Origin of the sequence: Enterobacter sp. JBIWA008 (assembly GCF_019968765.1) — a bacterium.
GTDB lineage: Bacteria > Pseudomonadota > Gammaproteobacteria > Enterobacterales > Enterobacteriaceae > Enterobacter.
In genome coordinates this window covers 42,822-63,981 of sequence record NZ_CP074151.1, presented here as the reverse complement: position 1 = coordinate 63,981, position 21,160 = coordinate 42,822, and the positions used below count along the sequence as shown (strand labels likewise).

The window sequence follows — 21,160 nt, the reverse complement described above, 5'->3', positions numbered from 1 at the left end:
ACCCATTGCTGGTGGGCAGGTAATTCAAGCACTGCCAGACAGGGAACCCTGTCTTGTCTCTTAGAACGAGGGCGAAGAATGAAGCGCTCTCGCGTTCCATTTTCAGGTTCGGATGTGCGTACATCACTTGGCGCGCTTGCTCACGGGTAATGCTCCCTTTGGGAAGAGAGCTCTGAAGAGATTTTATAATTTCGTTCATTTCTAAATTACAAATAGTTCTAACATACATTTACTATATGCACGTTGTGCGTAATTGGCAATGACTTTCTGCACCTGTATAAATCACAGACTAACTACGATGCCGTGATACCGAAAAACCAGCACCTAGCGGCGAAACATGGCAGAGAAAGAAAAAAAACAGGGCTTTCGTAGTGCACTGAGAAAAGTTTTCACCGGCGGTGATGTGACCGCAGCTGACCCAGTTGTATTCATGAGTGGCCATAGCGTAGTAGCACGGTCTGGCTTGGCTTCATTGCGGCCTGGTGTTAAGCAAAATGCAGACGGAATGGTAAGCGCATCCGATTCGGTAAAACTCACTGCTGAACTGCCTGCAGAGCGGCTACAGCGCTACAACGTTCTTGAAGAAATGGCGAAGAGTCCTACCGTTTCAACCGCGCTTAATATTCACATCGCGCAGGCCCTGGCACCGTCAAAGAAAACAGGTATGTCATTTCAGATAGCCCCCAAAAACGGTGGCGACCCAGAAGCAGTTAAGCGTTGCGAGGAGCTCACGGCAGACCTTGGGACGATGATTAACGATGGCTTGCCGTCATGGGCAATGATTATGGCCATCTTTGGCGTTTCTTATGTTCGTCCATACGGTGAGCCGGGCCTTGGTATTACAGGTATTGATTCCAGTTATTACACCTTGCCTCATTTTGTGCAGGAGTTTACCCGTGGTAGCCAGCTGGTGGGCTACGGCGGTGACTATCTACTCGATACTGAGAAGATGAGCCGTGTTGTCGCTGAGCCATGGAGCCTAGTTTCAATCAAAAACCCCTATTGGATGCCCCAGCATAAGCTTATGCCGGTTGCTTACGGCACAAAGGGATACTCGCTGCTGGATGCTGAAAAAAATGCCCCTTTAACAGAAACGCAGAATTATGGAACGTCGTTTCTTGAATATAGCTACGAGCCTTTCCTGAATCTCTGCGCTGCTTTGACCGCGCTAAAGGCGACTCGTAATAACGCAGCTAAAATTGATCGTCTGATTGGTCTTACCACGAACACTCTCGACCCAGTTAACGCTGCTAACTACACACGAAATGTAACCCAGTCGCTTAAACGAAATGCCGAAATGGTCGCGAGTCGTTCAATCAATGCCAATGCTATGCCAACAGTTTTAAACCACATTGTCCCATTAATGGCAGATGGTAAAAACGGCATGGTGGTCGACACGCAGTCAATCCCTGCAGATATCACCGGCATTGAGGACGTCATGTTTCACCTGCGCCAATTGGCAGCCAGTTTGGGGATTGACGCGACAATGCTGGGATGGGCTGACATGATGAGTGGCGGGCTTGGAGAGGGAGGTTGGCAGCAAACAGCTATTCAGGCAGCACTGCGTGCGAACTGGATTCGACAAGGTTCAGCGCGAGCAATATACCGTCTCATTGATATACATCTAGCTTACAAGTACGGCAAAACCTACACGCCTGCAGACCGTCCTTTCGAAATACAATTCAACTCAATGAATACCGCGATCCAAGAAGAAGAAAATCGTGAGCTTGATGCCCGCGCTAACTTCGTTTCGATAATCGCACAGATCATGGATCAGGTTCAAAACAATCCCAAACTGGCTGGCAGCGAAGAGTTCATGCGGTACCTGTTCACTGATCAGCTTCGTATTGATGCTGACAGGCTTAATATCATGATCAAAGAGTTCGCCTCGAACGAACCAGCAGAAGATGAGCACGGGATGTATGAATCCGCCCCTGAGGCAGTTGGGGATGATCCAACAAAATGGACGACAGAGCAGTTAATTAATTTTGCAAAATTTGTGATGAGCAGCAACTAACCGGAGGGAAACATGCAGTCACTTAAAACGGTTACGGATCGATTCTCCCTCGTTGAGAAAATCCGTAAACACACCCCACAAAATGAGCGCAATTACGTCATTGAATCTGTCAGAAAGACATTCAATGCGGCGGAAACTCAGGAACGTATGGCGCTTGGGGAAATGTTTGGGTATTACGGGCATGGTCGCCGCGCGATGCACTACAAAAAGTCGAAAAGCCTCAATTTACCGGAGGTTACAGTAGTGATGGTGGACGGAAAGCCCGTGGTGCTAGATAACGTTCCTTCCAACCGAACAGTAGAGGTGAGCATTGATGATAACGGCATCATTACTCACACCCAGGAGATTTTAGACACAGACCCTGGACGAATTGTGCAGGGGATGATCAACTCCAATGCCGGTGGTTGGTCGTGGGCAACACACGGACCGGATGGTGCGGTTTCTCTCGTTAATTCTTTCCATGGATTCGATTATGTAACAGTTCCGAACTACATCAGCTTGGATAAAAAATCTCTGATGCTTGAATCATCGGAAGAGAGCCGGTTGCTTATGCACGCTGAGCTGGTGGAGCAGGGCTTTAGTGAAAACGCCGCAACAGACTTGATCCATCATTTCGATTCAATGCGTTCGAATCAGGCCATGTTTGAAGCGGTTGAATATAACTCTGCCCTTGAGACATCCTTGATGTTGCGAGATATGGAGGTTGAGCGCCTGAAGAACCAGTTGGCCGACAACAACTTAATGTTAGAAAGCCAGGGTGAGAACGCACGCAAATGCCGTCGTATTTTACGTGACGCCATACAATCCATGCCGTTGTTTATTAGTGCTGAACAGCGCCAGGCTCTTTGTCGGATGGAAACTGAAGAGGATGCAACGATCGTAGCAGCAATGCTGGAATCGCTGGGTGCAAGCGCAACCTATGGCCTTCCTATACCTTCTGCCCAAAGGGATAAGCTGGTAACTGCAGAAAAACCTAAAGGCACACCGCTTATGTTCATTAGTAAGTAATCAAATGGTCATTTTCTAATGTACTGTATAAAGATGCACTGTTGATTAATCGAAAAGAAATAGGGTAGGATCGGCCACGTTGATCACCTGGATCAGGTGAGGCATTAGCGGTGGACAAAAACAAAAAAGTCGCCTTGCAGGGCGACTTTTCTGTACCGGATAAGGGTTGCAGCCTAAACCGGGAGTCATTCAACTAATGTCAAACAACATAATACTGAACAGTTCCATACCCGGCGAAAGGTAAGAAGGAACTGAACTGTTTCATTTCGAACAAACCACCACGGAAGTATCAAAATAAAACATGTGCAATTATACCATCCCCCGATCATCGCGCAATATCCGCTCATCAAATTCTGCGTTTTTCTACACCAGTTACGTGCTGATTGTGGGGAAAAACAATGGTTAAGAATAATTACTCAGATTTTTTCTCAGGTTTTGGTTTTGAAAAAATCATTCGCTGCTGCCCACTTTTAAGTCAGACTCATTGCAACATCATCAGTGCGATGGGCAATCTTGCCGCGTCAACTGATCTCTATATGTTCAAAAATTCCTACCCTTACATCGCTCGAATGACAAATACCAGCGAAGGCACGGTGAGGAGGGCGATTTCTGCTGCTGTTAAGTGCGGAATTTTGGTAAAGACGCGCACGTATGATTCAGCGCGCATGAACGGCAGCAACCGATACCAGTTCTCGAATTCATTCCTTGAAATGGCGAAGCAAATCGCTATTGCATGCAAAGAGAAATCTGTCTCCATTTTTAACGAGTCACCACGGTTAAGGACGATTGCTAAAATGGTCTTTACCGGGCTTCCTTGTAAGGATTTCCGGTCCGATCAGCATGATCAGTCACGGTCTGATCATGCTGATCGGACAAAAGAAAAGAAGACTAAACCATCTGATAAAAGAATAAAAAGACCATGCTTGGAGAAGCCTTCGGCCTCTCCAGCTGTGGATAAAATTAATAAGGTTCTACCAGAAGGGAATTCCGCTGTTCCGGAAGACGAGGTGTTCGCCGAGATGGCTGCAGCAAAAGCCCGATCTGACAAACACCGTCTTGATAAACGCCATGCTGCGCAGAAACTAATACATACGCAAGCTGAGAAGTTGGCAAAGAAATTCGCCTGGCTAAAGGGTGCTCCTGCTCGCAGGTCGCGGATGTCACACGATCCAATGTCGATAGGTGAATTTGACGGCATGCCTTCGTCGTGCACTATCCATGAGGCTATGGAATACGCCAAGAAGCGTGGTATGCGGTCGGAGTTTGAAGAAAGAAACTGGAGTATTCCCCCTGGGTTCAGGGGGAATAAGGGCTAGGCTTCGTTAATGGATAATGCTGCATCACCTGTTGGTAGCGCTTGAGTGGTGCGTGGTTCGCCAGTTGGCCAGCGATAACCGGTAACGCGTTCAGTCGAAAATGCACGGATGTTGACTGCATCTGACTGATTTCCACCGAGAACCAGGAGATCTCCATTCGGACGTTTGCCTACTACAAAGCCGACATGACCGCCGCCGCTGCGGGTGAACACAACAACACACCCATAGATAGGCGCGTCAAGCTTTTCGCCCCAGTCGAGGTAAGACTTTGCAGACTCAAAACGAGTTGAGCGAATACCAACTCGCTCCAACATTGCACCGGTGAAAGCGGCACACCATGGCGTTTCGTCATCCTTAATCCCGCCGCGCTTAATGTCGCGCCAGAATTGCAAAATTTCAGGGTTATGTTTCGGCCCGTGGATTTCGGCAAGGCCAATGTGCTTGCGACCTTCAATCAGCCAACGAGGTTCGATGTTTGACATGAAAAAACTCCAATCTATTAAATGGAGCTGTCATGTTGCCGAGGTTGTGATTTCGCCGTAAAAGTGTGGTTCCCACCCTACCGAAATAACACACTCAATACCCTTCACATTCACGCCGCACCACGCGGCATATCTGGATGTGAGGGATATTACCTTTGGATCATTTACTCGAAACGATTAACGATGCCAAAAGCGTTGACCGGCTTATCGAGATCGTCAGTCGATTACATAAACCGCGCTTAAAAGCCAGCTTCGGCGTCACTAAGGTTGATGGCGTTAGTATTCAAACAACCCGCCGCGCCGCGAACAGCGCAGCCGTAGCTCTTCTTCATTCGCTTCCTCCCGGTTTTGACGGCAGTCAATTGACTGATGAGCAAAGGCAGATACTTGCAGGCTATACCGGGGAAGGTGGCCTTAACGATGGCGAAGGCAGCCAATACGAATATTACACACCTCAGTTTATGGCTGAGGGCATCTGGGACTTGTTCTCTGATTATGGGATTGGTGGCGGGCATGTGCTGGAATCGTCTGCTGGTACCGGAATTTTCCAGGAAACAAAAAAGCAAGGCATGGTAATGACCAGTGCCGAACTCTCTCCTATATCTGGCCGAATCAATCAGTTGCTGCACCCGGAAGATGCGGTGAATATCGGTCCATTCGAAGCGTTAGCGGCAAAAGACGCTATGTACGATCATGCTGTCGGTAACGTACCTTTCGGTGATGGTCGCTCTGGGGTGGCTGGTCTTGATCCGGCTTATGCAAATGAAAAGAACGTGGGGAACTATTTCGTACTGCGCACCATCGATAAGGTGAAGCCAGGCGGGCTCGTGGTGCTGGTGGTGCCCAACGGCATGACAGATGGGAATAAATACAAAAAGCTACGCGAAAAAGTCAGTCGAAAAGCGGAATTCTTGGGTGCCCACCGAATGCCATCTGGCACGTTCTCCGAATCCGGTACCGACACGGTTGTTGACGTCTGGGTCTTACGAAAACATCCGGAGGAATTTGCCGAGCTCATAATTGACAGCAGCGATGCGCAGTTGCAATCCGCTAACGTGCTTTGGGACACTTTCGTAAAAGGGAAGTGGTTTATTTCGCCGGAAGGTAGCCGATTTGTTTATGGCGATATGGATCGCGCCAGCTTCCGTAATACGCTGGTGGTCAAGAAGGACGGCAGGGTATCAAACGAGTCGATGAAAACTGCGTTGTCCCGCCGTTTTGATAGCCGTATCGACTGGGATTCACTGGGGGTAGTAACTCTTGCTTGGCAAGGAGCAAAGCCCGGTGATAAGCGCCTAGTCGGAGACGTCTGGCATGAATTTGACGGTATCCACTGGCATAAAGATTCCACCACGAGCAATTCCCGCCTGGACGCACAAATGTACGGTGCTGGCAGTTTTGGTGATCTGCAGACCGCCTTCAAATCAGCGAAGGGTATCTTGTCGCTGTCTTGGGCGCAAATCTCTGCCGTCGCAGCAGATTATCCGCGTGCTATTGATGATGACGTTAGCGCGATGATTCGCTTTGCCAAGAAGCAACGAGAAGGTGATCGTGAGCGAATTATGCGAGGCGCTCTGATTGGCCAGTTAATAAACCGGGCGCTTGATCTGCGCAATTTGGGCGTGAGCAGTGATGAGGAATTAGCCGATGCGGCCCGGCTGACTGCCGATGAAGTTGCGAAGTATGGCCCTCCACATGCGGTGAAATTAGATGACATTACCGATGCCGGAGCAAAAAACTGGATGACCTTCGCGGGGAACGTCAAGAAAGACGGTACGAACTCTGATCTCCTGGCAGGCCGCCTTGATGTTACCGAAGGCGCTGCGGGTATCGATTTCACCAAGCCAGAACAGGTCGTAGCGCATTTATTCAGTGATGTGGCACTCATGCCGATCACCCTTGAGCACTTCCGCGAAGTCTTCGCCGGTGTATTACCTGCTTCAGACGAGGACGCGCTGGAGTATTTGGCGAGATTCCCCGATATTGCTCTCGATGGGTATGGTTGCTTACTTCCTATCGGGCGCGCCACCAGCGGCGATATCACTACCAAGGTCGCCGCGCTTATTGCTTGGCGTGACAGTGCCACTGGCGAGCAAAAAGCCAACTTCGAACGTCAATTAGCTTTGATCGAAGAAAAGCGTGAATTTACACCGTTAAATAAGGTGACTGTAAATCTTAACGCGCGCTGGCTGGATCGCCGTCTGATTAAAGAATTCCTCGCGACACAGGGTTACGACGAGTTTAAATACACATCCTCAGATCTCGAAGTTGAAGACGGAATTCTGATATCGCCGGATGACTACGAAGGAAAAGACGGAGTATTTACCGGCTATCAGATGCGTACCGTTACAGGCCGGTCAGGTAACGAGTTCAAAAAGGCTAACAACAAAGACGGATTCCTGAACCAACTCGAAAACTATCTGAACGGCGTCAAACCACGTGGCCAGAACGCCAATGAATACCTCGATAAAATCGGCCAACTGGAAACCTCTTTTAATGACTGGTTACGCACCCACCCGCAAGCTGATGAGATAGCTCGCGATTATAACAATGCCTTCAATGGTTATATTCCGTTTGCGCATTCCAGCGCGCCTTTGGGTCTGGAAGGCATTAGCGGTGAAAGGCTGCCACTGACGTATCAGAACGAGGAGGTACGCCGCCTTTCTGAAGATGGGCGTGGGATCATGGGGTTCGGTACCGGGCTGGGTAAAACAACGACAGCGCTAGCGTTGGAAGCATATAACTTCGAGACGGGCCGCACCAAACGAACCTGCATTGTAGTACCTAAGGCTGTTTATCAAAACTGGTACCACGAAGCGCGCAGCTTCTACAGTGCTGAAGCCTTTAACGGCATGATGTTCGTCGGTTTGGATGAGGTGTTGGATGGTGATGGTAAAGCACTTACTGCGCCGGTGCTCGATGAAGATGGTCAGCCTAAAGTAAATAGCAAAGGCCAGCAGCTGTTCCGCAACGTCGTCAAAGAGTCAAGCAGCACCACTATCGCACAGCGACTCAACATCATCCCGTCCTCCAACTTGCGAATGGTTGTGATGACTAAAGAGCAATTTGCCTCAATTCCGTTACGTGATGACACCATAGAAAAAAACTCGCAGCAGGCCGTTTTTAATGCCGCTGAGATGGGGCGTTTAGATCTTGCTTCTGGCAAGCACCGTGACGCGCAAAAGAAGAATAAAATCAAGGACTGTGCAGCTGATACCGGCACGACCAAAAAGCAAAACGTTCCATATTTTGAAGATATGAACTTCGACAGCGTAATCGCTGATGAGGGCCACAATTACCGCAATTCCTTTGGTGCAGGGCGCGAAGCAGGCCAGCTTGCATACTTACCAAGTCCAGCTGTTTCCAAAATGGCCCGCGATATGGCCGTTAAAGCTGCGTACATGATGGATCGAAACAACGGGCGTGGTGTTGTGATGCTTACCGCCACTCCCCTGGTTAATAGCCCTATCGATGCTTTCAACATGTTGTCGACCGTCATTCCACAGGCCGATTGGCTGAAAATGGGGATCATTACCCCGGATGACTTTGTACGTGTGTTCGGTAAGACTGAGACGGTTCAGGTACAAAAAATCTCTGGTGAAGTTGAAGAGAAGCAGGGGCTGGTAGGTTTCCAGAACCTTGATGGCTTGCGCGGTATTTTCCACAGATGGACCACGCTTAAAACAGCTGCAGATGTTGGTGCTACGGTAAAAATACCGGATATAGAAGAGCGCACGATTCAGATCCCTATGACGCAGGCTCAGCAGGAAGCTTATGAGGAACTGCGTAAGCGTGCTCAGGAACTCAGTAGCCAAACAGAAACGATAGATGTCACAGCTGCGGACGGCACGACAACCCAAATGATGCGCATCAAGGGGCCGAATGAGAAGCCGGACGATTTTATATTCTCGATCATAAGGGATATGGATAAGGTCGCCATTGATCCGGACCTATACGCCGGTGCCATTACGTTCCAGTTTCCGCTGGATAATGAGGGGGCTGTTAATTCAATTGCAGCTTCACTCCCTGCTGTAGCTGGTGGCAAAGAGGCTGATGACGCTGAAGAGGCTGAAGAAGATGAGGTTGGTGGCCTGGTCAGCACCCGCACCAGCAAGGTGGTTAAAACCGCTGTAACTACTTACCCTAATCACGTTGAACTGCGTGCCAGCATCTCACTTGAGTCGGATATTCTGAAGGCTATCGCCGCTGCGGGCATCTCTATGCAGCTGGTATCCCACCCGGTTCCGCCAAAATATGCCGCTCTGATTGAGAACCTCCGGGAGGGGCTAACGCGTGGTAAACAGATCGTGTTTATCGATGAAAAAGCCCAGCACCAGAAGCTACGCAGAATCATTGCTGGCGCGCTGCAGCTGCCGGAAGCTGAAATTGGCATTATCAACGCGACGACCGTTAGCCAAGCCGGTGGAGTGAAGCTGAAAAAGGTAAAGCGCCCGAGCGAACCGACGGCCAACAAAGACGGTGAATATAAAGACGGAGCCTGGGAGTCGTATTACAGCAAATTAGCACTGTACGAAGATTACGTATCCGCAAAAAATGATGCTGGCCTTGAAGGGATGGAAGGGATAGCTGCGGATTATAACGAGGGACGCACCCGGATCATTATCTGCAATAAAAAGGCTGAAGTCGGAATAAATCTGCATATAGGCACAACGGACATTCATCATCTGACGCTTCCATGGACGCCAGCCAGTATTGATCAGCGTAATGGTCGAGGTGCTCGTGTTGGTTCGCCTCAGGAGAAGGTTAACGTCCACTACTATTGCGGGAAAGGTACCTTCGATGATTTCCGCCTTGATACGCTCAAGCGCAAGAAAGACTGGATCAAGATGGTAATGACGTCTGATCTGTCCGAAGTGACGAACGGAGATGCAGATGATGCCGATGAGCGAGCGGTAATGCTGGCCGCAAACCCGGATGAGCGCCGAGCCATTATGGAGCGCCAGGCCCGCGAGCGCGATGACCGCATTAAAGCTAAAGCCGTCCGAGAGGCTAATAACGCGCTCGACTCCTATCTAAAAGCGGCCAACGCCGCCGGTAAAGATGTCTCACAGATGGAAGCGGAGCTGGTCAGTCTACAAGAAAGGGTAGAAAAGACTCAGCTATCACTTGATCGTTTGATTGCTTCTGGGACTAATCGCAACGGGCAAAAGTCTACTGTCGATGTTCTCCGCGACCAGAAAAAAAGGGTTCGTGAGTTGCGTTTTGCTATATCTCGGGCAAAAGATGCGGATACCACGATGAAGCGGTCCCGTGGTGATATTGAGCGAGCGATAAAATTCGGTGTGTTGGATATCGATATCGATGTGGTTCAAAACCCGCATGATTATGTACGAACGGCTAAAAACGTGCTTTTGCATAAGGGTAGTTATTACCGCGCAGTTATTGATGAATCCCGCGACCTGACGGCTATTGTGCGTATCACTGCTATAGAGGCTGAGTCAGAAGAGTACCAGTGCCGTATTGCGTGGTTGGATAAGGACACCTACTCGTCGCGCTCCCCGGGCTCTACTGTGAAACTGCTGTTTAGCTCAGTTCTAGAGCCAGTGACCTTCGAAGAAGGAGTAGCAGAATCACGCGAAAGAGCTGCAAGCGGTGTAGAGAGCCAGCACCTATCTGCCACTCTCAATGTCGACCAGTTCTATGATGCGATCCGCAACGATGTCATGACGGTAACAGGGCCGAGCCGAGGGGGCTGGAGTGGTCCAGAGAAAATTCACTACTGGCCATTCCGGGAGAAGAGCGGGGCGTTAGCAATCGCGTATATCCCTGATGGTAAATTCAGCAACTCTGGCCGCCGTCGCAAGGATGAGGATGCTATTGAGGCCGAACAGTGGATCTACCCTAACGTCAATGACGAAGCTCTCAAACGTGAAATTACTCAGCACCAGAGTGGAGATGACGCGTTTCAGGCAAATGAAATTGAAGGTTTCCTTCGAGCATTGTTCGGCATGCAATACGACCGCGCGATGGAGCCTTATGGCAATCAGGCCAGCATGGATGATGTTACGTCGATCTTTGATTCTTGGATGGCTTCGCGCGAGCTCGATGGCCGAAGCCTGAACAGTGTCACAATTGAAGACCTGCGCAGCCTGTTCCGCAAACCTTCCGGAGAAGGCCTGGAAGCATTCTGGAAAGGGATTATCACAAATCGGCAGTTCCGCGCACAAATGAAGGACTTCAGTAACTCGTTCGACATTGATCGGATGTTTGAGCAGGTAAGGGATTCCCGCATAACCCGCAAAATTCAGCAAACGAAATTAGGGCTGGTGGAGTGGCGAAACGCACTATATCAGCAATACCTAGCCCTTAGTGATTCGGAGGCCTGGGCTCAACTCGATAGTGCGGCTAAGCAAGAGGTTCATGGTGCCCAAAGCACTGTCACCAATGCTGATAACCCACTGGAATCACCGGCTACCGTATGGATTAAGATCGGCGCGCTGGTCCATGCGTTTGAGGAGAAATACATAACTGCTGATGATTTTGCTGATTCAGTTGCTGTCAACCGACTTGTTGGCATGGCGATAGGTCACGCCAAACGCCTTAAAGCTGGTGAGTACGTAAATGATCTTCCTGCAACACTGCAGGGGGCCAGTTGGGAGGATTACGTATCCCTAAAAAATGGCGGTGCCAACGAGGGCGAGATAAGGGCAGTTTTAGAGGCTCAGGAATCGGCTCGCGAACAGCAAGCTATCGATGCGTCAGACACAGCTGATGCAGCTGCAGAAGCGGACTTTACAATCACCGTAAATGAAAACCCTATCCGTGGGCGGGCCCGAGTTCGTGGCCGCTGGTGGAGTGTAAGCGAGGACGCTGGAGCGGTTTACCTTATTGCTGACGTTCCTGGTTCCTCAACAATCCGCAAAGCGAAGGATGCCATCAAAGGAATTGGTGGGAAGTTTTGGAACTTTGAGGTTAACCCAGTAGCTGACATCGATTTAGATCGTCCGGCATGGATGGTTTCGACTCGCTATTCAATTGACGAAGTGCGCAAAATCATAGCTGAAGCAGCTTAATTATGGAGCGGCCCCGCGAGGGGCCGATAAAAGAATGACCACACTGATTGACACTGTTAAACCAACTGAAGCCTACCTTGAAGAAATCCTGCCGCAGGCGCTGGTGGATCGTAAAGAAGAGGAGTTCGTTACGCTGTACTTAGAAAACATGTTTAAGCGTATATCTACCAATGCGGGGCTTTACCACCTATATGGCCCGTGGTGGCCAGCTCTCAAAACAATGCTATTAACTCGCGGGCTCACTGATTTAGGGCAAATCGTTGATAGTGATGTAGCTCAGATTTACCAAATGAGCCGACCGGCGCTAACCATTTTGGCGGCACAACTCTATGCAGATGAACGTTTTGCATCTAACTCGGTGAACAATCCAGTTCACATGTTAGAAACTGCCAGTTATGCTAACGACACTGAGCCATATATTTACACTTCATACGATGAGTCATTAGAAAAGTTCAAGTTAATGGGGGCGTGATGTATAAAAATCGTGCATTTACGATTGAAGATGTAAAAGCTTACGCTGAGAGCAAGGGCTACAACCTGGAATTTAAGCGCTATCACAAGGTATTCACCCTTACTAATAAAATGCAGCCAAAAAAATGGGGATGGGTCTTCTTTCCTCACACTGAGGAGAAGTTGGTCGCAAAGGTTAATGACCTGGATCAGGCTGGCTGGCGAGTGGCTGTTGATTTAACCATCGAACGTATTGAAAAGACTATTACGGAAGTTTAGTGGTCTAATATATTGAATTTATTGCCGAGAGTAGTTCTAAATATCGCCAATTGTTACAGCGCAAAGATAATACGTTTAATGTGAAGTAGCATCTTAAATGAAATTTTCAAAGGCTTCAGGTGAGCGATGGTAGGGAAGCGGCGACCAGCGAGGTCCAAAGCACTAAAGCGCCTGGAAGAGCGTGAATTTCTTTCCCCTCATGCCATCGCTCTGCGTTTACTGGAAAAGAATCCAGACCTGATTAAGGGCAACGGTGAACATTACGATCAAGTACGCGTTTTGGATTGGCTGGAACGCAACATGAAAGATGTTTACCGCTATACCCATGCAACCCCCAATGGTGGGTTAAGAAGCAAAATTACCGCGATTAAGATGGTTGCCGAGGGCCAGAAGAAGGGCTATCCGGACCTTAGCATAGATCTTGCTCGCGGGGGCTATCACGGTATGCGAATTGAAATGAAACATTGTTTTAATCGGTTGACGACAGAGCAGATTGATTGGATGTCGCGTCTTTCTGATGCCGGATATTACTGTTTTGAAGCCCGTAGTCCTGAAGAGGCTATAGAGGCGATTAAAGAATATGTCAGTCTTGATGAGTGGGGTTAGGGCTTTGTATTTGATGAATATCATGGATGTTTTACCTGTTGGTGCTGTCATTCTCGCTCGTCGTGAGAATTGGGTAGGTGCTCGTTTTATTGAGATCTTTAAGTTGAAAAATGGCACGCCGGATGTTCGATGCCCGATCACCGGTGAGCATGAGTTTATCCATCCAGCTGAATACGCCGCTGGGGATTGGGAGGCTATATCATGACGCGATTATATTATTGCTCATTGTCGTTCGCTGATGACGGCGGCCGTGTGCAAAGCACTACAATGAAAACGCCAACTAAGGTTATTACGGACAAAATGCTGCGAGAAGGACAAATGGCACTCGGTATGAGTGAGAACGCAGCGCTACTTGCGGCCTGTTGGCTGGGCAAGATGACTGATAAAGAGTATGCCGAAGGGGTTAAGCCCATTTCGAAGGTTCGGATTGCAAAATACGCGACGTATGCGCTCACGCCATTTCTGATAGTGGCACTCGCCGCTGTCCTAGCGCGCTTCTTCTGAACATAACCGCCAAATGGCGGTTTCTTTTTGGTTAAAATTCGCTATTTACTAATGGTTAATTTCTAATATAATTCGTTAGAAAATAAAACTTAGGAACGGTGAAATGTTACAACCAAGTGCAGCGCAAACCACTAAAGAAGACTTACTCATTGCTGAAATTGAATCAATGCGTAGCCAGATCGTCCTTATCCAGAAAAGGACTACTGGTGATGATCTGACTTCCCGACTGTTTGATACAGCTTTAATGACCATTGATAGCCTGTTAGAGCGTTTCGATGAAAGGCTGAACGCAGAGGCTGAGGATTACAACGCCCTTGCGGATCGTTTTGAAGCTTTCCATGAAAAAACCCGCCAGGCGATGAATACGCTTTCCTTGGTCCTTAACGCGCCGGTAGACATCGACACTCTCGAACAATCTATTCTTGACCTCCGCAAGATAAATACTGACACCCTTGAGCAGGTAGCACTTAAGCTCGACCAGCTGAAGGCTCGATCCGTAGCAACTGAAACAGAGCTTAAGCAGTACAAGAAAGCTTATCCGACAACTCTCACTGAGCGGATCGATTCTCTCGAAAAGGACAATCGGAGCCTCAAAAGAGAGCGCCGCGAGCTAAGAGAAGCGAATACTCAGCTAAACCAGAAATTCATAAAACAAACAGCGAACTTAACACAGGCGAATAAGCGGTTAACCCTAGCCGAAACCAAAGTCGAAGAGCTGCGCGCACAATGCCATCAGTTCGGGGAAGAGTTAAATGTGGCCGCTGGATTTGGTACGACTCCTGAATCGTTCTCAATGATTTTTAATGGCCATGATGCAGTTGGTTACATTCATACCCATCCATACGGATTGACGGCCACCAGCGCACTTAAAACCGAAATCCTGACAATGGCCAATATCCATTATCAGATTCGCACTACCGTTCTTCTTTCAATGGATGTCCTGCCTTCCATCTGGGGAGTGCCGATTTATGTTCGAATGGATGGTTTTGCTGAAGAGTGGAACAACGAGATAGACGAATGCTTGGCCGATAAGATAATGACCTATCTCAAAGATGCGTTTCCAAAGCTGCATTCACGTATCGTTGCCTCTAAATCAGCTTCAGTGGACGAGCTTAAGATGCGTCCTGAGACTTTGGCTGCTATCAGAAATTCAAAATTTGACACAGTACATAGCGTCGCTTGTATCCCGTCTGCTTTCCACGAACACATCCCGTTTATGCAGGGGGAGCAGCGTAACGAAGTTATTAATGCTTGCCGCGTTTGGGCGGATCAGTGGGATAGCGCTAACGGTGGGGTGGAGCAATTATACGTTGAAGCCAAAACGAAGAAGGCTCCTAAGTTCAACACTGTTAGAAAATGATAATTTATTTACGCACAAGGGTTGATTAGGTAGCTTAGCTTACATACAATCCATTCTGTTGTCGGTGCTGGTGGTTAAACTTATTTGCTTGCTACTTTCGCTAACAAACAGCACCGACAAATTAAAATGTTAGAAAATTGTACTGATGCGCCGTTCCATAAGCGCCGCAGCACGCAAAGAGGATGGTCTGGCAGTAGTCATAAATCTGTGGGCCAGGTTCGGGCTGTTACGGGTCATCCTCTTTGTGTGAACTGCAAAGCTCCACAAACAGTTCGATTCGGGCCGCTCCTGATGCGTTTTATTACCTTTACGCTGGTGGAGTGAATTGGAGAAGGTGAACGGCATGTAGCCCTCCCTGTCACGGCAGTGAACGCGGTTGACGACGTAATCCCGCGCATAGAATGCCCCGTGAGGCTCAAACCCCGTCCGCCTGGCCCTCGTAAGGGGCTAAAACACGGTGCAAACGTGACGCAAGACTGGCGAGGTTTTTTATCTTTAGCCTCGAAAAGACGCCAGCGGCCAGGTTGACCAGACGCCTGAGTGGCCGTGCCGGGATAAGCGCCGGTAAACATTCTCAACATGAAAGCGCACTGCTTTCTACCTCTGTGGGGACAGGGTTTTTGCAGGGCAGTGTGTTTTCATGTTGTGGTAATGCGGCTCAGCGCACGCGGTAATTAGTGAAGTCATTTTGCCATTAGATATCACCATTTCCTTATGAGGCCGCTGGTGGTTGTTCACTGACCGAACCAGCAGGGGGAGGCACCCCCGCCGCAACAAATTATTGCTGTGTGTAGTCTTTGCCCATCTCCCACGGTGGGCATTTTTTTAGAACACAACAGGTAAGGTCATTTAGTGCTATGGATTGTCTACTTTGCATTCAATTTGAAGGAGTGCATTGCCTCGCAGTAAGTGTCCTTTCCGTTGTGGTGAATTGCAGCTCTATGAAGCAACCAGAAGATAAGCGCCTGGCGCCACAGCACACAACAGAGTGAATCATTCTTGCCTCTGGTCCGGCATCGCGACTGGTGGGGGCGGGTAGCCACGCAAGCCGTATCGAGCTACGGCCCGAGTGGAGTTAAGCGAGGAGAACCTTATCGGGGGAGTGAAGCCCCGGGGGGATGGTTCACCCTGTTGTGGATGTAGCTCAATTGGAACAGAGCGCCTCCTGAAGGGGGGAGTTGAGCGCTACCTAAGGATCATAACCCAGGGTATCTCATGCGGTCCGGCCGGACGTTATCTGGGTTCGAGTCCCAGCGCCACAGCGCTATCAAACATGTAGGAACGGTTATGCAAAGAGCTATTTTGAGGGTGTTCGGGCTAGGTTCGATAACTCTCATAGGTATTACCCTGATGGTCGCTCTGTTCGCCGAGCCTGACATGGCCACAGGTAAGACATTGCTCTACTACAACCTGCTCAATACTGCGATCTGGTTTGTCATAGCAGCCTTGTCACGGAAAAATTTTAACGCATTGGGTGTTTAGATGAATTTCTGGGAGTTCTTCGATAAGAATCCAGGTTGGACGATTCTGGCGCTACTGGTGGGTGCATATTGCGTTGAGCAAACAGCTAAGGCGCTGCGCAAACCTAAGACTAAACCCAAACGTAATTGAAAAAGGCCCTTTAGCTCAGCGGTCAGAGCTGTCGGCTCATAACCGATAGGTCGCCGGTTCAAACCCGGCAGGGGCCACCACTTTGGTTGTAACGATGCAGGCTGGGTGTATGGCACATGCACCCATTAAGCAGTCCGGATCAGTAGCGGGACCTTTAACCGCTGTCTTACTGCTTTTCGGGTAGCTGGAATGTGCAATGTCTCCCACTGTCCTGGGTGCGGCGATTCACCATCGCGACGGTTCGGTGTGACGGCCAGGTAGAGACTGGCGCAAAATCGAGAGGGTGTTATTCATTCAGCGTCCTTGCTCTCGGAATAGCGTTGGTGAAACATTGCCTGGACGAGCAAATAACATCCTCCCCATTTTGAACCATTCGAAGACTTTCACGGCCAATAGGCCACTCAAGTAAGACGTGATGAAGCCGAGCCGGTATGACCGGCTTTCGGCATATCTGCAGTAAGGGGAATGACGTGGCAAAAGCTGTAGAAATGGTGCTATCGGAACAGGATCAGGTGCTCAGTGATTTCCTTGGTCGCCGTTGGGACTGGAGCAATCAAAAACATGATTTTTACACAGCCCTGGTGCGTAAAAAGTTCAGCGTAGACACTCAGTTTGAGGGAGCGCGCACAAGGGTGTCAGTTACGGCATTTGGGTTCACTCTATCCGCTGTAGACGAAGAGCCATTTAAGGCATTGGCAGAAGCTGCAGTGAGAACGATACGATTCCATGAAGCCACCACGAATGGGGATATTCAGCTGGCCAAAGAGAGCGTTACGTTTGCCACAGCTTACCATTGGCTTCTCCGGGGATTGGATATAAGACGGGCCAACTGGCCGAAAGGGAAATATGTCTCGCTGATCATGGGGCTGGTGGGGGATCAAAGCAGCGTAGCGAGCTTTATGCCGGACGAATTATTCCAAGTGGTATCAGGTACGTCCTTACCAATGATGCCACGACTGGTGATGACTGATGGCGAACAGCAGGCGCGATATGATTGGTGCGCGATTGGTGTTGACATCATGGCTACTGATTGGGAGGCATTCTGATGACCAGTTTTCAAAAAACAAAACGAAAACTAATTTCTGATATGCACGAATGTGATTATCCGCGCATTAATTTTCTAACGAATTTCAACATTTAGCTAGTCTACCTGCGATTCATTAACCCCGTAACATCCCTCCCGTGAAGTTTTCCCCGGAGGGATGAATGGGCCAGATTAGTAGCGCTGAAATAGCAGACATCATGTTAAGGCATGGTGATTTTCTCACGGTGACGGAAGTTACACGTCTTGCCGCATCTGAATACCCCACACTATTAGTCACTCGCGATCGCGTTACTAACATCATTCGTCACTTCGCTCGCTCCAAACGCGCTCAATGTGAGCGAGAGGAGGGGGTCTACCCGCATCGCTACCGTTTGCACGGCCTTTATGGCTATCAGTTCAAGGTCCGTGGCCGGATTCCTGATTACGGCAGCCTAATGGTCGAAAACACGTCAAAAGCGCTGGTGGAGAGCTCGGAGCGAAATCGCCGGGAAGTGGTCAATATGGCTAACCGTATCTGGAACAGCGCCGTTCGCTCACGTAAGGCCACTGCATGAGCGGCATTAGCTGGGATGAGCACCGTGAAAGGTTCGCGGCGCAACGTGCGGACACCGGCATTACTATCAAAGAGTACAGCGAGCAAAACGGCCTGAGTTTCAACACGGCCAGAAAACACCTGAACCTGAAAAAGAACTCGGCAATGAATGCTGATCAGGCAGGGGATCATTTAGGGGATCATTCCGGGAAAGCGGTAAAAAAAACACGCCACACAAGAGCAAATAACAAACAAAATACGACTAATAATAACTCAAAACTTACAAAAGCTGACAAATTGGTGGGTGATAAATCATTCCGTGCCCCCCCAAAAAAGCGCACATCTGATTCCAAGTTACAATCAAATAAAAACAATAGGATAGGAGATAGAAGGGCCGGATCACTCGATGCCAATGATCCGCAAATGATCCCCGAAAAGGCAGCTAAAAAAGGGATCAAGAAAACGGCGAAAGCAACAAAGGGGAAAATGATCCCCTTGCTTGGTTCTAACGTCGTTGCATTACCTTCTAGCGAAGCTACCAAAAAGATGCTCGAACAGGGGCCAGAGCACCATCTGCGCCTTGTCATTGAGATGGCTAACGAGTCAGCGCTTCGATACCGGGCAGCGGTTGATCAGGAGGCAGCGAGGCTTCAGGAGGAAATAGATGATATTCAACCTGGTGATGAGATAGAGGGCGTGCATCCCTCTATTAAGTTGCGTGGGTTGTTAGAAGATTCCGCTTACTTCATGAATGACTTCACCAGTCGCCTGGCCGCCATCTATCAGGGCGAAAGTAAGCTACAGCAGGGTGCAGAGAAGCTCAGGCAGGCTGCGCGGCAACAGCAATTCAAAGAGGCAGAAGCTCAAGAGAAGCTGGGGCTAGCTCGTGAGCAGATGGAGATGAAGCGCAGGGAATTAGAGCACCGCATAGGGGCAGACGCACGCGCGGCTCGGGTCATCGCCACAGCTCTACGTATGCGTGAGCGCGAGGAACTGGATGATATTGGTGTCGCTGAATATATTGAGCGTCAAGGCGTATCCGTTCCGGCAATGTTGGCCGCCCAGGCTTTACGAGCTATTGCCGCTATTGAACCACCAGTTGCCGATAACACTGTAGATGAAGAGCAGCTTGAAAAAGACGCACAGGCATATCATCAGCAGCAGAGAGAGCACCCGGAATGGCTAGCCAACCGCCGTGCTGAAGTGGCGAAAGTGGTTGAAGAGTTAGGTTGTGGTGATATCGATGCCACCGGCGACCGCAAGGCCGGTGAGTTTGACGCTGGTGATGAAGATTTGGATCTGGACCCGTCGGCCACCAGCGACATTTATGATGTTCCAAATGATGCGTATGACGATGATGAAGAGATAGCGATTGACCCGCCGGAGGAGGTTTAATGTCCGGCGCAAGGAAGCTTAAGTGTGTCACTACCGACCCTCGCTGGCGCGATATGGCGGTTAAGTACCGCTATGACTATGCCCGCGCCGTTGTAGAGCTCTTCGGGATGATGCCATCACCCCAGCAGCAGGAAATCATTCAATCCGTTCAGGCCGTCGGCAGCCGCACAACAGTAACATCCGGGCATGGTACGGGTAAGTCGTCGCTTACGGCTATGCTACTACTGATCTATATGATTCTGTACCCCGATGCCCGTGTGGTTATCGTGGCCAACAAAATCGCACAGGTTAAAACTGGCGTTTTCAAGTACGTGAAAACGTATTGGGCCAATGCCATTAAACGTCACGGATGGCTACAAAACTACTTTGTTTTGTCGGATACCATGTTCTATGAACGCTCGCGCAAAGGTATCTGGGAAGTCCTCTGCAAGGGCTACCGCCTCGGTAACGAAGAAGCGCTGGCAGGTGAGCACGCAGCGCACTTGTTACTAATTCTCGATGAAGCCTCTGGTATCTCCGACAAAGCGATCGGGGTAATGACCGGTGCACTGACAGAGCTCGATAACCGCATGCTGATGCTGTCCCAGCCGACACGTCCAAGCGGATATTTTTACGATTCACACCATACCCTCGCAAAAAACCCGGATAACCCAAACGGTATATGGACATCCATTGTCCTCAATTCCGAAGAATCTCCCTTCGTTACCACACAGTTCATCAAGCAAAAGCTGTTGGAGTACGGCGGGCGTGACTCTCTCGAATACATGGTTAAGGTATTGGGTCAGTTCCCGCGCGAGATTGCTGGTTATCTGCTGGGACGTGATGAGTGCGATCGAGCTGCTCGCCGACGCGTTCTGCTGGAAAAAGGTTGGGGATGGGTGGCGACCGCCGACGTCGGCAATGGACGCGATAAATCTGTCCTCAACATACAGAAGGTATCCGGGCATCGGGAGAAACGACGTGTCGTTAGCTTCAAGATACTGGAGATGCCAGGTACTATGGACCCGCTGGCATTTGGGGACTTCATTTTCAATGAGTGCACACCGGATAAATACCCGAACATAACTATTGCCGTAGATGCTGACGGCTTCGGTTCGGATACGTGTGCCCAGTTGGTTCGCCGCGGCGCTAATCCTGTGCGCATACGCTGGGGTAAGCCTATGTTTGCGCAGAAAGATAAGGATCGCTTCGTAAACCAGCGTGCCTACGCGAATATTATGGCCCGTGACGCTATTAAGTCAGGCAGAATGCGCATTGACGCGAGTCCGAAAACAGCTGAGCAAGCATCTAAAATCCCATACATGATGAACGAGGAAGGGCGTCTTGTGATGATGCGTAAGGAGCACATGCGCCAAAAGCTAAATATCAAATCCCCCGATCGCTGGGATACTTACTGCTTCACCTTTATCGTGGATTACGTGCCTGCAGATGAAGATGTTGGGGGAGAGATGGAAGCATTCAGGGAGGAAGCGCTATCCAGTATGGATGTGGTAGACCTGGATTTGTAAGCCCCTTCCTTGG

Annotated in this window: 16 protein-coding genes and 2 tRNA genes; 17 read left to right on the top strand and 1 reads right to left on the bottom strand. The window is 49.5% G+C overall.

Annotated features, from left to right (window positions below; translation table 11 throughout):
• Nucleotides 1–337 precede the first annotated feature (337 nt).
• The 3 genes from KGP24_RS24230 (at nucleotide 338) to KGP24_RS24220 (ending at nucleotide 4,341) form a co-directional block, all read left to right on the top strand.
• Nucleotides 338–2,017, top strand: coding sequence for a portal protein (locus tag KGP24_RS24230; protein ID WP_182403617.1), 1,680 nt, complete (start codon nucleotides 338–340; stop codon nucleotides 2,015–2,017).
• 12 nt (nucleotides 2,018–2,029) lie between these two features.
• Nucleotides 2,030–3,025: a head processing protein gene (locus tag KGP24_RS24225; RefSeq protein ID WP_182403618.1), complete on the top strand. Its 996-nt coding sequence runs from the start codon at nucleotides 2,030–2,032 to the stop codon at nucleotides 3,023–3,025.
• Between the two features lie 398 nt (nucleotides 3,026–3,423).
• On the top strand, nucleotides 3,424–4,341 hold the full coding sequence (locus KGP24_RS24220; protein ID WP_223563623.1) for a hypothetical protein: 918 nt from the start codon (nucleotides 3,424–3,426) through the stop codon (nucleotides 4,339–4,341).
• Here the strand turns inward: KGP24_RS24220 and KGP24_RS24215 are convergent.
• Complete coding sequence (locus KGP24_RS24215) at nucleotides 4,338–4,823, bottom strand: TIGR02594 family protein (RefSeq protein WP_223563622.1); 486 nt, start codon at nucleotides 4,821–4,823, stop codon at nucleotides 4,338–4,340. The genes KGP24_RS24220 and KGP24_RS24215 overlap by 4 nt on opposite strands.
• 155 nt (nucleotides 4,824–4,978) lie before the next feature.
• Between KGP24_RS24215 and KGP24_RS24210 the strand changes: the two genes are divergently transcribed.
• The 14 genes from KGP24_RS24210 (at nucleotide 4,979) to KGP24_RS24145 (ending at nucleotide 21,147) form a co-directional block, all read left to right on the top strand.
• Entirely contained in the window at nucleotides 4,979–11,857 is a 6,879-nt protein-coding gene (locus KGP24_RS24210) for an SNF2-related protein (protein ID WP_223563621.1), read from the top strand.
• A 34-nt stretch (nucleotides 11,858–11,891) separates the two neighbouring features.
• Nucleotides 11,892–12,329 carry an olxA gene (locus tag KGP24_RS24205; RefSeq protein WP_126336380.1) on the top strand — a complete coding sequence of 146 codons (438 nt, stop codon included), beginning with the start codon at nucleotides 11,892–11,894 and terminating at the stop codon, nucleotides 12,327–12,329.
• Nucleotides 12,329–12,586 carry a hypothetical protein gene (locus tag KGP24_RS24200; protein WP_126336378.1) on the top strand — a complete coding sequence of 86 codons (258 nt, stop codon included), beginning with the start codon at nucleotides 12,329–12,331 and terminating at the stop codon, nucleotides 12,584–12,586. The genes KGP24_RS24205 and KGP24_RS24200 overlap by 1 nt, the downstream gene beginning before the upstream one ends.
• 126 nt (nucleotides 12,587–12,712) lie before the next feature.
• Complete coding sequence (locus KGP24_RS24195; protein WP_223563620.1) at nucleotides 12,713–13,192, top strand: VRR-NUC domain-containing protein; 480 nt, start codon at nucleotides 12,713–12,715, stop codon at nucleotides 13,190–13,192.
• 13 nt (nucleotides 13,193–13,205) lie between these two features.
• Nucleotides 13,206–13,397, top strand: a complete 192-nt coding sequence (locus KGP24_RS24190) for a hypothetical protein (protein ID WP_182403626.1) — start codon at nucleotides 13,206–13,208, stop codon at nucleotides 13,395–13,397.
• On the top strand, nucleotides 13,394–13,696 hold the full coding sequence (locus KGP24_RS24185) for a hypothetical protein (RefSeq protein ID WP_126336372.1): 303 nt from the start codon (nucleotides 13,394–13,396) through the stop codon (nucleotides 13,694–13,696). Before KGP24_RS24190 ends, KGP24_RS24185 begins: the two co-directional genes overlap by 4 nt.
• 103 nt (nucleotides 13,697–13,799) lie before the next feature.
• Nucleotides 13,800–15,056 (top strand): hypothetical protein, encoded by a 1,257-nt coding sequence (locus KGP24_RS24180; RefSeq protein ID WP_223563619.1) that lies wholly within the window; start codon nucleotides 13,800–13,802, stop codon nucleotides 15,054–15,056.
• A 1,132-nt stretch (nucleotides 15,057–16,188) separates the two neighbouring features.
• A tRNA-Met gene (locus KGP24_RS24175) sits at nucleotides 16,189–16,318 on the top strand.
• 25 nt (nucleotides 16,319–16,343) lie between these two features.
• On the top strand, nucleotides 16,344–16,538 hold the full coding sequence (locus tag KGP24_RS24170) for a hypothetical protein (RefSeq protein WP_223563618.1): 195 nt from the start codon (nucleotides 16,344–16,346) through the stop codon (nucleotides 16,536–16,538).
• A gap of 133 nt (nucleotides 16,539–16,671) precedes the next feature.
• Nucleotides 16,672–16,747 (top strand) — tRNA-Ile (locus KGP24_RS24165).
• 390 nt (nucleotides 16,748–17,137) lie between these two features.
• On the top strand, nucleotides 17,138–17,713 hold the full coding sequence (locus KGP24_RS24160) for an MW1434 family type I TA system toxin (RefSeq protein WP_223563617.1): 576 nt from the start codon (nucleotides 17,138–17,140) through the stop codon (nucleotides 17,711–17,713).
• Nucleotides 17,714–17,873: 160 nt separating this feature from the next.
• On the top strand, nucleotides 17,874–18,266 hold the full coding sequence (locus tag KGP24_RS24155; protein WP_126336366.1) for a late promoter activating protein: 393 nt from the start codon (nucleotides 17,874–17,876) through the stop codon (nucleotides 18,264–18,266).
• Entirely contained in the window at nucleotides 18,263–19,639 is a 1,377-nt protein-coding gene (locus KGP24_RS24150; RefSeq protein WP_182403628.1) for a DNA pacase A subunit, read from the top strand. Before KGP24_RS24155 ends, KGP24_RS24150 begins: the two co-directional genes overlap by 4 nt.
• A complete protein-coding gene (locus KGP24_RS24145) occupies nucleotides 19,639–21,147 on the top strand; it encodes a terminase (RefSeq protein ID WP_223563678.1) in 1,509 nt (502 codons plus the stop codon). Before KGP24_RS24150 ends, KGP24_RS24145 begins: the two co-directional genes overlap by 1 nt.
• The last annotated feature ends 13 nt before the right edge of the window (nucleotides 21,148–21,160 follow it).

Coding starts and splice junctions, on each gene's coding strand:
- KGP24_RS24230 (WP_182403617.1), top strand. CDS start 338: ATGGCAGAGAAAGAAAAAAAACAGGGCTTTCGTAGTGCACTGAGAAAA.
- KGP24_RS24225 (WP_182403618.1), top strand. CDS start 2,030: ATGCAGTCACTTAAAACGGTTACGGATCGATTCTCCCTCGTTGAGAAA.
- KGP24_RS24220 (WP_223563623.1), top strand. CDS start 3,424: ATGGTTAAGAATAATTACTCAGATTTTTTCTCAGGTTTTGGTTTTGAA.
- KGP24_RS24215 (WP_223563622.1), bottom strand. CDS start 4,823: ATGTCAAACATCGAACCTCGTTGGCTGATTGAAGGTCGCAAGCACATT.
- KGP24_RS24205 (WP_126336380.1), top strand. CDS start 11,892: ATGACCACACTGATTGACACTGTTAAACCAACTGAAGCCTACCTTGAA.
- KGP24_RS24200 (WP_126336378.1), top strand. CDS start 12,329: ATGTATAAAAATCGTGCATTTACGATTGAAGATGTAAAAGCTTACGCT.
- KGP24_RS24195 (WP_223563620.1), top strand. CDS start 12,713: ATGGTAGGGAAGCGGCGACCAGCGAGGTCCAAAGCACTAAAGCGCCTG.
- KGP24_RS24190 (WP_182403626.1), top strand. CDS start 13,206: ATGAATATCATGGATGTTTTACCTGTTGGTGCTGTCATTCTCGCTCGT.
- KGP24_RS24185 (WP_126336372.1), top strand. CDS start 13,394: ATGACGCGATTATATTATTGCTCATTGTCGTTCGCTGATGACGGCGGC.
- KGP24_RS24180 (WP_223563619.1), top strand. CDS start 13,800: ATGTTACAACCAAGTGCAGCGCAAACCACTAAAGAAGACTTACTCATT.
- KGP24_RS24170 (WP_223563618.1), top strand. CDS start 16,344: ATGCAAAGAGCTATTTTGAGGGTGTTCGGGCTAGGTTCGATAACTCTC.
- KGP24_RS24155 (WP_126336366.1), top strand. CDS start 17,874: ATGGGCCAGATTAGTAGCGCTGAAATAGCAGACATCATGTTAAGGCAT.
- KGP24_RS24150 (WP_182403628.1), top strand. CDS start 18,263: ATGAGCGGCATTAGCTGGGATGAGCACCGTGAAAGGTTCGCGGCGCAA.
- KGP24_RS24145 (WP_223563678.1), top strand. CDS start 19,639: ATGTCCGGCGCAAGGAAGCTTAAGTGTGTCACTACCGACCCTCGCTGG.